This window comes from Roseiarcus fermentans (genome assembly GCF_003315135.1).
GTDB lineage: Bacteria > Pseudomonadota > Alphaproteobacteria > Rhizobiales > Beijerinckiaceae > Roseiarcus > Roseiarcus fermentans.
Map to the genome: position 1 here is coordinate 132,710 of NZ_QNRK01000018.1, position 11,456 is coordinate 144,165.

The following is an 11,456-nucleotide window of genomic DNA, read 5'->3' on the forward strand; positions in this document are numbered from 1 at the left end:
GGATTGACACTCATGCTGCAACACATCCGCCCGGCCGTCGTGCTGCTCGTCCTGTTCACGCTCTTGACCGGCCTCGTCTACCCGCTCGCCGTCACCGGCATCGCTGAGATCGCGTTCCCGCGGCAGGCGAACGGCAGCCTGATCGAGAAGGACGGCGTCGTGGTCGGCTCGGCCCTGATCGGCCAGAATTTCACCAGCGACCGGTATTTCCACCCGCGTCCGTCGGCCACCACCGACACCGACCCGAACGATTCGACGAAGACGATCGACGCGCCCTACAACGCCGCCGGTTCCGCCGCCTCGAACCTCGGCCCGACGTCGCAGAAGCTGGTCGATCGGGTCAAGGCCGGGGTCGCGGACTGGCGGGCGAAGTTCGGCGCGGGTCCGGTCCCTGCCGACGCCGTCACAACGTCCGCGTCCGGACTCGATCCTGACATTTCGCCGGCGAACGCGTTCGCCCAGGTCCCCTCGGTGGCGAAAGCGCGCGGCCTGGACGAAGCGCGCGTGCGCGCCCTGGTCGAGGCGTCGGTCGCGCGGCCGGCCCTCGGCTGGATCGGCGAATCGCGGGTCAACGTTTTGCAGCTGAATTTGGCGCTGGATCGGATAAAGTCGTCCTGAGGGACTTCGGTACGACATGGCGCAACTGAATCGACCCGACGACGGTCGTCCGGATCCGGACGCGCTCCTTGCGGCGTTCCGCAGGGAGACGTCGGGAAAGCTGAAGGTGTTTCTCGGCGCCGCCCCCGGGGTCGGCAAGACGTTTGCGATGTTGCAGGCCGCGCGGCGCCTGAAGGACGAGGGCGTCGACGTCGTGGTCGGCCTGGTCGAGACGCACGGGCGCGCCGAGACCGGCGCGCTGCTCGAGGGCCTCGAGGTCCTGCCGCGGCGGATCGGCGACTATCACGGCCACGCGTTCGCCGACTTCGACATCGACGCGGCGCTCGAGCGCAAGCCGACCCTGATCGTGGTCGACGAACTCGCCCACACCAACGCGCCCGAGAGCCGCCACCCGAAGCGCTGGCAGGACGTGCAGGAGCTGATCGCCGCCGGCATCGACGTCTGGACGGCGATGAACATCCAGCACCTCGAGAGCCTGGCCGACGTCGTCTCGCGCATCACCGGGGTGACGGTGCGCGAGACCGTTCCGGACCGGGTGCTTCAGGAAGCCACCGACGTCGTGCTCGTCGACATCACGCCGGACGAGCTGATCCAGCGCCTCAACGAGGGCAAGGTCTATCTCCCGGAGACGGCGCGGCGGGCGACGCAGAATTTCTTCACCGCCGGCAACCTGACCGCGCTGAGGGAGCTGGCGCTGCGGCGCACCGCCGACCGGGTGGACGACCAGATCGTCGACTATCTGCGGCAGAAGGCGATCGAGGGCCCGTGGGGCGCGTCCGAGCGACTGCTCGCCTGCGTCGGCGCGGCCGAAGTCTCCGAGCGGGTGGTCCGGCGCGCCGCGCAACTCGCGACCTCGCTGAACGCCGCCTGGACGGCGGTCTATGTCGAGCCGGTCGGCCACGTGAACGACGCCACCCGGGCGAGCCAGCTCGCCCGGACCCTCGGCCTCGCCGAACGCCTCGGGGCCGACACCACCCGCCTGCAGGGCGCCGACTATCCCGAGGAGATCCTTCGCCTCGCGCGGCGCGAGAACGTGACCCAGATCGTGCTCGGCCAGTCGCGCGCCGGCGCGCTGGCGCGGGCGCTCGGCCGCTCCCTGCCGGACGCCATCATCCGGCGGTCGGGGTCGATCGAAGTCCATATCGTGCCGCACGAGAAGAGCGAGCCGGCGCGGCGGTTCCTGCCGAGGCCGAGCTTCGACCCGAAGGGGCTCGGCGTCGAGCTCCTGGCGGCGCTCGGCTTCGTCGCCTGCGCGGCCGCGATCGGGGAGGCGCTGAACGCGGCGGTGAAGCTGCCGAACCTGTCGATCATCTTCCTCGCTGCGGTGGTGATCGCCGGCATGCGTTTCGGCACCCGGGCGGCCGTCATCGCCTCGTTCCTGTCCTTCGCCGCCTTCAACGTGCTGTTCGTCCGGCCGGTCTACAATTTCGGCGTCGCCCAGCCGCAGGAGCTGTTCGCGCTGCTGGTCTTCCTCGGCGTCTCGGTCCTGACCGGTTCGCTCACCGGACGCGCGCGCGACCAGCGCGAAGGCGTGATCAAGAACGCCGAGGTGATGCGCTCGCTCTACAATTATTCGCGCAAGCTCGCCGGCGCCTCGACCGCCGACGACGTGCTGTGGGCGGCGGCGGCGCATCTGCACTCGATGTTCGGCGGCCGGATCGTGCTGCTGGTGGCCGAGGGCGACGACCTCGAGCTGCGCGCCGCCTGGCCGCCCGACGCGCAGCTCGACGCCACCGCCATGACCGCCGCGCGCTGGGCGCAGCAGAAAAACGAGGCGGCCGGCTGGGGAACCGGCACCCTGCCGAACGTCGAGTTCCAGTTTCGCCCCCTCCTCGCCGCGCGCGGGCCGATCGCGGTCTGCGGCTTCGAGCCGCACGCGCCCGACCAGCCGATCTCGGGGGACGAGGAGCGGGCGCTGTCCTCGATCCTCGACCAGACCGCGATCGCGCTCGACCGGGTGAACCTCGCGCGCGAGGCGGTCGACACGGCGGCCATGCAGGAGAACGAGCGCGTCCGCGACGCGTTGCTCGCCTCCCTGTCGCACGACCTGCGCACCCCGCTCTCGGCGATCGCGGGCGCGGCGACCTCGCTGCGCGCGCTCGGCGACAAGATGAAGCCGGAGGAGCGGGTCGAGCTGTTGAGCTCGATCGAGGACGAGACGGCGCGCCTGTCGCGTTTCGTCGCCAACCTGCTCGACATGTCGCGCATCGAAGCGGGCGGCCTCAAGGTCAATCGCGACCTGGTGGACGTGGCGGACGTCGTGCAGGGCGCCGCCGAACGCAGCCGAAAGGCGTTTCCCAAGCAGCCGGTGCGCATCAATCTCGCGCCCGACCTGCCGTTCGTCCGGGGCGACGACAAGCTTCTCGAGCAGGTCCTGTTCAACCTGCTCGACAATGCGCACAAGTACGCCGCCGACAGCGGCGCCAGCATTCACGGACGCCGGGAGGGGGACGAGGTCGTCATCAGCGTCACCGACGAAGGGCCGGGGGTGAAGCCGGCCGACCTCGAGAAGGTGTTCGAGAAGTTCTATCGCGGCGGACGCGCCGACGGGCGCAAGCCCGGCACCGGTCTCGGCCTTTCGGTCTGCCGCAGCCTGATCCAGCTGATGGGCGGAACGATCGCCGCGCAGAGCCCTGCGGTGCGGCGGCGAGGCACCCGCATCGTCATCCGGCTGCCCGCCGCCGCGCCCTCCGCCGCCGCCCGGGCCCGAACATGACCCAGGCGAAGGGCCCTCGCGTTCTCGTCGTCGACGACGAGCCGCAGATTCAGCGCTTCCTCCACGTCGCCCTGACCGCGGCGGGATACGACGTCGTCGCCGCCGAGACCGGCGCGCAGGCGCTCCGCCTGGCCGTCACCGGCGCGCCCGACCTCATCGTCCTCGATCTCGGCCTTCCCGACCGCGACGGCAAGGACGTGCTGCGCGACATCCGCACGTTCTCGCAAACGCCGGTGATCATCCTCTCGGCGCGCGACCGCGAGTCCGAAAAGATCGCCGCCCTCGACCTCGGCGCCGACGACTACGTCGAGAAGCCGTTCGGGATCGGCGAATTGACCGCGCGGCTGAGGACCGCCCTGCGCCACAGGGCGACGGCGGCGCACCCGGCCGAGCGGATCGAGATCGACGGCGTCGCGATGGATTTCGAGCGGCGTCTCGTCACCCGGGACGGCGCGCCGATCCGGCTGACCCCCAAGGAATACGACCTCCTCGCCGTCCTGTTCCGCAACGCCGGCCGCGTCGTCACCCACCGCCAGATCCTGTCGGCGGTCTGGGGGCCGGCGCACACCGAGGACACGCAATATCTGCGCGTGTTCATCGGCCAGCTGCGGGCGAAGATCGAGCGCGATCCGACCTCGCCCAGGATCGTGAAGACCGAGCCGGGCGTCGGCTACCGCGCTGCCGAAGGCTGAGGCGCCGAAGCAGTCTTGTTCCAACGATCTGATGAATTCCTCGGCGCCCGAGCCTCCGGCGCCGGCGCCGGCGCGCGGGGAACCGCGGCAAAACGCCGCTGGCATGCTCGTTGCGTCGGCAGTCCCGGCTCCTGCGGGGCCAGGCTGGCACGGCCCTGCACGGGCCCTTTTCACGAGGTCTTCGATGTCCTTGACTCAAGGTATCCTATCGCGCGCGGCGGGCGCGCTCATGGGCGGCGCGCTGGCGCTCGGCGCATCCGCGGCCTGGGCTGCCGACGACACGATCAAGATCGGCGTCCTGCATTCGTTGTCGGGCACGATGGCGATCAGCGAGACGACCCTCAAGGACGTCATGCTCATGCTGATCGACGAGCAGAACAAGAAGGGCGGCGTGCTCGGCAAGAAGCTCGAGGCGGTCGTCGTCGATCCGGCCTCCAACTGGCCGCTGTTCGCCGAAAAGGCCAAGGAGCTCATCCAGAAGGACAAGGTGTCGGCGGTGTTCGGCTGCTGGACCTCGGTGTCGCGCAAGTCGGTCCTGCCGGTGTTCAAGGAACTCGATTCGATCCTGTTCTACCCGGTGCAGTATGAAGGCGAGGAATCCGAGCGCAACGTGTTCTACACCGGCGCCGCGCCCAACCAGCAGGCGATCCCCGCCGTCGACTACCTGATGAGCCCGGAAGGCGGATCGGTGAAGCGATGGGTGCTCGAGGGCACCGACTACGTCTATCCGCGCACGACCAACAAGATCCTCGAGGCCTACCTCAAGCAGAAGGGCGTGCCGGCCGAGGACATCTCCATCAACTACACGCCGTTCGGCTTCTCCGACTGGCAGACCGAAGTGTCGAAGATCAAGGCGTTCGGCTCGGCCGGCAAGAAGACGGCGGTCGTCTCGACCATCAACGGCGACGCCAACGTGCCGTTCTACAAGGAGCTCGGCAACCAGGGCATCAAGGCGACCGACATCCCCGTGGTGGCGTTCTCGGTCGGCGAAGAGGAACTCGCTGGTCTCGACACCAAGCCGCTCGTCGGCCATCTCGCCGCCTGGAACTACTTCGAGTCGATCGACACGCCCGCCAACAAGGCGTTCATCGACGAATGGCACGCCTTCACCAAGAAGCCGAACCGCACCACCAACGACCCGATGGAGGCGCACGTCATCGGCTTCAACATGTGGGTCAAGGCGGTCGAGAAGGCGCAGAGCTTCGATCCGGACAAGGTGATCGACGCGATGATCGGCGTGGCGGTGCCGAACCTGACCGGCGGCCTGTCGACCATGATGCCGAACCATCACATCACCAAGCCCGTCTACATCGGCGAGATCCAGGCCGACGGCCAGCTCAACACGGTCTGGCAGACGCCCGGCACCGTCGTCGCCAACGAGTGGTCGCCGTATCTCGAAGGCTCGAAGGACCTGATCGCCGACTGGCGCAAGCCGATGTCGTGCGGCAACTTCAACGTCAAGACCGGCAAGTGCGGCGGCTGATCGCCCGACCGTCCCGTCGAACCCCTCTCCCGCGCCGTCGCGCGGGGGAGGCCCCCCGAGCCGAAGCGAGGCCCGATTGCTCCCCGCCGTTCGCCTAAGCGCCCTCGCGTTCGCGCTCGCCGTTCTCGCGCTCGTCTCCGGTTTCGCCGGCGCAGCCCGGGCCGACAGTCTCGACGACACGCTGGCGCTGTTCCTCACCGACAAGTTTCCCGACACCCAGAAGGCGATCGGCCAGCTCGCCGAGCAAGCCCCGCCACGGGCGGCGGCGATCCTGGAGGCGCTCGGCGACAACCGCCTCATGGCCGATCCCGCCAGTCATGTCGTCGCCATCCGCGCGACCGACGGCGGGCTCGTCGACGCCAGGACCGGCGAACCCCTCGCTTCGCCCGACGGCTTCAGGAAAGTGCGGGTCAGCAACGCGCTGCGCGTCGCGATCGACAGCGCCCTGGGCACCCTGACGCTCGCCAGTCCCGACCCCGACAAGCGGCTCGCCGCGGCGGCCGCGGCGTTCAAGAGCCGCGACGCCAAGGCGCTGCCGGCGCTCAAGAGCCAGCTCGCGCGGGAAAGCGACCGCCGTGTCGCCGACGCGATCAACCTCGCGGTCGCCGCGATCCTGGCCGAAAGCGAGTCCGCGACGTCGGCGGACCGGCTGTCGGCGATCGAGGCCCTCAAGGCGCGGGGCGACCGCGACGCCGAGAGCCTGATCGCCGCCATCGGCGAGAAGGCCGCCGATCCCGACGTCAAGGCGGCGGCGCAGTCGGCGCTGACAAACGTTCGCACGCGGCTGATGCTCTGGGGCGCGGCGCAGGACCTCTGGTACGGCCTCAGCGCGTCGTCGGTGCTGCTGCTCGCCGCCATCGGACTGGCCATCACCTTCGGCGTCATGGGCGTCATCAACATGGCGCACGGCGAAATGGTGATGCTCGGCGCCTACGCCACCTATGTCGTCCAGCTGCTCCTGCCGCCCTCGCTGCAGAGCTGGTCGCTCGCCTTCGCCATTCCGCTCGCCTTCGTGGTCGCCGCGGCGGTCGGCGTGCTGATCGAGCGCCTGATCATTCGCTACCTCTACACCCGGCCGCTCGAGACGCTGCTCGCGACCTGGGGCGTTTCGCTCATTCTTCAGCAGACGGTGCGCTCGACCTTCGGCGCCGCCAACCGCCAGGTCTCCAACCCGCCGTTCATGTCCGGGGCCTTTCATGTCGGCGGCCTCGAGATCACGCTGAACCGCATGTGGATCATCGCGCTCGCGATCGTGGTGTTCGTCGGCCTGCAGTTCGTGCTGCGCGCGACCCGCTTCGGTCTGCAGATGCGCGCGGTCACCCAGAACCGCCGCATGGCCGCGGCGATGGGCGTCTCGACCGCCCGCGTCGACATGCTCGCCTTCGCGCTCGGCTCGGGGGTGGCGGGGATCGCCGGCGTCGCGCTGTCGCAGATCGACAACGTCTCGCCGAACCTCGGCCAGGGCTACATCATCGACAGCTTCATGGTGGTGGTGTTCGGCGGCGTCGGAAACCTGTGGGGAACCGCGCTCGGCGCGCTGATGATCGGCGTCGCGGGCAAGATTCTCGAACCGCTGATCGGCGCGGTCCAGGGCCAGATCGTGCTGCTGGTGGTCATCATCCTGTTCATCCAGAAGCGGCCGCGGGGCATGTTCGCACTCAAGGGCCGGGCGGTGGAAGCATGAGCGCGCGACTCGACCGCATCGGACTCGTGTTCGTCCTCCTGCTCGCGGCCGCGGCGATCGCCGTGCCGGCGCTTTCGCTCGGCGTCCCGGAGAGCTCGCCGTTCAGCCTGCCGCCCTATCTGGTGCAGCTGTTCGGCAAGTACCTCTGCTACGCGATCCTCGCGGTCGCGCTCGATCTCGTCTGGGGCTATTGCGGCATCCTGTCGCTCGGCCACGGCGCCTTCTTCGCTCTCGGCGGCTACGCCATGGGCATGTACCTGATGCGCCAGATCGGCACGCGCGGCGTCTACGCCGATCCGATCCTGCCGGACTTCATGGTGTTCCTGAACTGGAAGGCGCTGCCGGTCGCCTGGTGGGGCTTCGACTGGTTCCCCTATGCGATGCTGATGGTCATGCTGGTTCCCGGACTGCTCGCGCTCGCCTTCGGCTGGTTCGCCTTCCGCTCGCGCGTCACCGGCGTCTATCTCTCGATCATCACCCAGGCGATGACCTTCGCGCTCTACAAGGAGTTCTTCCGCAACGACTTCGGCTTCGGCGGCAACAACGGCCTGACCGACTTCAAGGACCTGCTCGGCTTTTCGCTGCAGTCGGCCTCGACCAAGGCGGCGCTGTTCTCGGCGAGCGCGGTGGCGCTGATCCTGGCCTATGCGACGGCGCGCGCGATGATCGGCTCGAAGTACGGCAAGGCGCTGACCGCCGTCCGCGACGCCGAGAGCCGGATGCGCTTCCTCGGCTACCGGGTCGAGACCTACAAGGTCACCGCCTTCGTCGTCTCCGCGGTGATGGCGGGGATCGGCGGCGCCCTCTACGTGCCGCAGGTCGGCATCATCAACCCGAGCGAGTTCGCCCCGGCGAATTCGATCGAGGCGGCGATCTGGGTCGCGGTCGGCGGCCGGGCGACGCTGGTCGGCGCGGCGATCGGGGCGATCGCGGTCAATTTCGCCAAGACCTGGTTCACCGGCGTCTTTCCGGAATTCTGGCTCTACGGCCTCGGCGCGCTGTTCGTGCTCGTCACGCTGTTCCTGCCGCGCGGCCTGCTCGGACTGCTGCTCGCGCCGCCGCGGGACAAAGCGCCGACGCCGGAACCGCCGGCCCTGGCGGTCGAGGAAGGGGCCGACCCATGACGCTCGCCGACACCGCCAACCCGACGCTGACCTCCTCGATCCTCTATCTCGACGGGATCAGCGTGTCCTTCGACGGCTACAAGGCGCTGCGCGAACTGTCGCTCGTGCTGCAGCGGGGGGAGATGCGCGCCATCATCGGCCCCAACGGCGCCGGCAAGACCACCATGATGGACGTCATCACCGGCAAGACCCGCCCCGACTCGGGCGAGGCGATGTTCGACGGCAAGTACGATCTCACCCGCCTCGACGAAGCCGACATCGCCACGCTGGGAATCGGCCGAAAATTCCAGAAGCCGACGGTGTTCGAGAACCACACGGTCGAGGACAACCTGCTGCTCGCGGTGAAGGCGCCGCGCGGCGTCCGGGCGACCTTGTTCGGGCGCGCCGAGCCGGGGGTGCGGGCGACCATCGACCGCATTCTCGTCACCACCCGCCTTCAGGACCATCGCGCCCGGGTCGCGGGGTCGCTGTCGCACGGGCAGAAGCAATGGCTCGAGATCGGCATGCTGCTCGCCCAGGACCCGAAGCTCCTGCTCGTCGACGAACCGGTCGCGGGCATGACCGACGCCGAGACCGCCGCCACCGCCGAGCTTCTGCGCGAGATCGCCAGGACCCATTCGGTGGTGGTGGTCGAGCACGACATGACCTTCGTGCGCGAACTCGGCGTCAAGGTGACCTGTCTGCACGAGGGCGCGGTGCTCGCGGAAGGGACGCTCGACCAGGTGAGCGCTCATCCGCGCGTGGTCGAAGTCTATCTGGGACGGTGAGGATGATGGCAGAACCTGGCCACGGATTTCCCTTCCCCAGCTTTGCTGGGGAAGGTGGCGCGAAGCGCCGGATGGGGTGTGGGCCGATGCATCGATACTGGCCGGATCGCGCGACCGTCGCCGCCCTCTCGTCGCGCCCGGTGTCCTGCTTTCCCCACCCCATCCGGCGCTTCGCGCCACCTTCCCCGCTTCGCGGAGAAGGGCGATGCTGACCGTCGACCGCATCGATCTCTTCTACGGCGCGGCGCAGGCGCTGCGCTCGGTGTCGATCAAGGCCGAGACCGGCCGCATTTTGACGGTGCTCGGCCGCAACGGCGTGGGAAAGTCGTCGCTCCTGCGCGCCATCGTCGGCCAGCACATGGTCGCCTCGGGCGCGATCCGCTGGAACGACCACGACGTGACGCGGCTGCCGAGCCATTTGCGCGCGCGCAGCGGCTTCGGCTACGTGCCGCAGGGCCGCGAGATCTTTCCGCTGCTCACCGTGCGCGAGAACCTGATGACCGGCTTCGCCGCCCTGAAACGCGCCGAGCGGGTCATCGACGACGAGATCTTTTCGCTCTTTCCCGTCCTCAACGACATGCTCGGCCGGCGTGGCGGCGACCTGTCGGGCGGCCAGCAGCAGCAGCTCGCCATCGCCCGCGCGCTGGTGACCAAGCCGAAACTCTTGATCCTCGACGAGCCGACCGAGGGCATCCAGCCCTCGATCATCAAGGACATCGGCCGGGCGCTGGTCCACCTCAGGCGCAGGGGCGACATGGCGATCCTGGTGGTCGAGCAATATTTCGAGTGGGCGCGCGACATCTGCGACGACTACGCGGTGATGGACCGCGGCGCGGTGGTGCTGGCGGGAACGCGCGAGGCGATGAACGAGGCCGACGTGCGCGGGCGGATGACCGTGTGACGCCGTACCGGCAATCAATTGCCTCTCGCTGCCGAACCGGTTCCCCATATTGCTATTGTCAAATATAACATCATGACGATGTCGTCGAGCCGAGAGCGCCGGCGTGATGTCTTGACATCAGGCTGCCGCGAACCGACATTGCCGTCATGCGGACGACCTTGACGCTCGACGACGATCTTGCGGGCCTCCTGAAGCAGCGCGCGCGCGAACTCGGGGTCCCGTTCAAGGAGGCCGTCAACCGCACGCTTCGCGCCGGTCTCGGCGAGGCCGCGAGTCCCCGGACGGCGCCGAAAGTGATTCCTCATTCCTTCGGCGTCCGCCCAGGAATCGACCTCGACAAGCTTGGCCAATTCCTCGACGAACTGGAGGCGGAGGACTACGCCGCCCGCGCGCATGATCTTACCCGACGTCAACCTCCTGATTCACGCTCATAACGTCGACTCGGCCGTTCACGAGAGGGCGCGGCGCTGGTGGGACTCGTGCCTGGCCGGGAACGAAGGCGTCGGTCTGGCGTGGGTCGTGATGCTCGGCTTCATACGGATCGTCACGAACCGCAGAATCTTCGAGCGGCCGCTCGCCGTGACCGACGCCACAGCGCGGCTCGAACAATGGCTCGCACAGCCGCACGTCCACGTGGCGCTCCCTTCCGACCACCATTTTGCGAGGCTGCGCGCTGAACTCGAGCGCCTCGGGGCGGCGGGCAATCTCACCACGGACGCCCATCTCGCCGTCCTCGCGATGGAGCGAAATTACGTGCTCTATTCGACGGACGGCGATTTCGCGCGCTTTCCGGGACTTCGCTGGGTCGACCCCTGCAAATAGGTCTGTTTCAGGCAATAGGCGCCGAGCCGCTCACCGCGGTGGTGGCCATATTCCAATCAAGAAGAAAATGGAGGACCAATGCGTCTGACCTCGACCGATTTCTCCGACGACGGCAGAATCCCCAAAATCTGCACCTGCGACGGCGAGGACCTGTCGCCCGCGCTGCAATGGACCGATGCGCCGCCGGCGACCAGGAGCTTCGCGCTCCTGTGCAACGATCCCGACGCCCCCGACGGGGTGTGGCGGCACTGGGCGGCCTACGACATCCCGCACGCCTGGTCGCGCCTCGCGCGCGGGGCCGGTCGCGCCGGCGCGTCGCACTTCCGGCAGGCGGTCAACGACTTCAAGCGGGTGGGCTACGGCGGACCCTGCCCACCCAAGGGCGACGGGTCGCACCACTACCGCTTCACCCTGCTCGCGCTCTCGGTCGACAAGCTCAACGTCCACGCCGACCCGCGCTGCCGCGACGTCGAGAGCGAAGCGCGCAAGCATGTGCTCGCGGAAGCGACCTTCGTCGGGCTGTACGAGCGGTGAACGCGCGAACGCGCCGCCCCTAGCCCGTCTTCGCGGATTCGGCCAATTTTCGGGTAGCGGCGTGAAGGAAAGCAATGGCTTGAGCGAAAAGGTCTTCACTACAAGAGGGGTTTTT

At 68.5% G+C, this 11,456-nt stretch carries 11 protein-coding genes; all 11 read left to right on the plus strand.

Features of this window, described 5'->3' with window-relative positions:
* The first annotated feature begins 12 nt into the window (after positions 1-12).
* The 11 genes from kdpC to DFR50_RS16950 all read left to right on the plus strand — a co-directional run bounded on the left by kdpC (position 13) and on the right by DFR50_RS16950 (position 11,341).
* A complete protein-coding gene (kdpC, locus tag DFR50_RS16900) occupies positions 13-618 on the plus strand; it encodes a potassium-transporting ATPase subunit KdpC (RefSeq protein WP_113890444.1) in 606 nt (201 codons plus the stop codon).
* 16 nt (positions 619-634) lie between these two features.
* On the plus strand, positions 635-3,334 hold the full coding sequence (locus DFR50_RS16905) for a sensor histidine kinase (protein ID WP_113890445.1): 2,700 nt from the start codon (positions 635-637) through the stop codon (positions 3,332-3,334).
* The gene (locus DFR50_RS16910) at positions 3,331-4,026 is read left to right on the plus strand and encodes a response regulator (protein ID WP_113890446.1); all 696 of its coding nucleotides are present in this window, start codon (positions 3,331-3,333) and stop codon (positions 4,024-4,026) included. The genes DFR50_RS16905 and DFR50_RS16910 overlap by 4 nt, the downstream gene beginning before the upstream one ends.
* A 229-nt stretch (positions 4,027-4,255) precedes the next feature.
* Entirely contained in the window at positions 4,256-5,509 is a 1,254-nt protein-coding gene (gene urtA / locus DFR50_RS16915; protein WP_113890447.1) for an urea ABC transporter substrate-binding protein, read from the plus strand.
* A gap of 76 nt (positions 5,510-5,585) precedes the next feature.
* The gene (gene urtB / locus DFR50_RS16920) at positions 5,586-7,193 is read left to right on the plus strand and encodes an urea ABC transporter permease subunit UrtB (protein ID WP_113890448.1); all 1,608 of its coding nucleotides are present in this window, start codon (positions 5,586-5,588) and stop codon (positions 7,191-7,193) included.
* A complete protein-coding gene (urtC, locus tag DFR50_RS16925; protein ID WP_113890449.1) occupies positions 7,190-8,317 on the plus strand; it encodes an urea ABC transporter permease subunit UrtC in 1,128 nt (375 codons plus the stop codon). The genes urtB and urtC overlap by 4 nt, the downstream gene beginning before the upstream one ends.
* Positions 8,314-9,084, plus strand: coding sequence for an urea ABC transporter ATP-binding protein UrtD (gene urtD, locus DFR50_RS16930; RefSeq protein WP_113890450.1), 771 nt, complete (start codon positions 8,314-8,316; stop codon positions 9,082-9,084). Before urtC ends, urtD begins: the two co-directional genes overlap by 4 nt.
* A gap of 205 nt (positions 9,085-9,289) precedes the next feature.
* Positions 9,290-9,985 (plus strand): urea ABC transporter ATP-binding subunit UrtE, encoded by a 696-nt coding sequence (gene urtE, locus DFR50_RS16935; protein WP_113890451.1) that lies wholly within the window; start codon positions 9,290-9,292, stop codon positions 9,983-9,985.
* Positions 9,986-10,143: 158 nt separating this feature from the next.
* A complete protein-coding gene (locus tag DFR50_RS31445) occupies positions 10,144-10,419 on the plus strand; it encodes a DUF2191 domain-containing protein (RefSeq protein WP_147262792.1) in 276 nt (91 codons plus the stop codon).
* Complete coding sequence (locus DFR50_RS16945) at positions 10,379-10,807, plus strand: TA system VapC family ribonuclease toxin (RefSeq protein ID WP_113890453.1); 429 nt, start codon at positions 10,379-10,381, stop codon at positions 10,805-10,807. Before DFR50_RS31445 ends, DFR50_RS16945 begins: the two co-directional genes overlap by 41 nt.
* Positions 10,808-10,885: 78 nt before the next feature.
* Positions 10,886-11,341: a YbhB/YbcL family Raf kinase inhibitor-like protein gene (locus tag DFR50_RS16950; protein WP_113890454.1), complete on the plus strand. Its 456-nt coding sequence runs from the start codon at positions 10,886-10,888 to the stop codon at positions 11,339-11,341.
* The last annotated feature ends 115 nt before the right edge of the window (positions 11,342-11,456 follow it).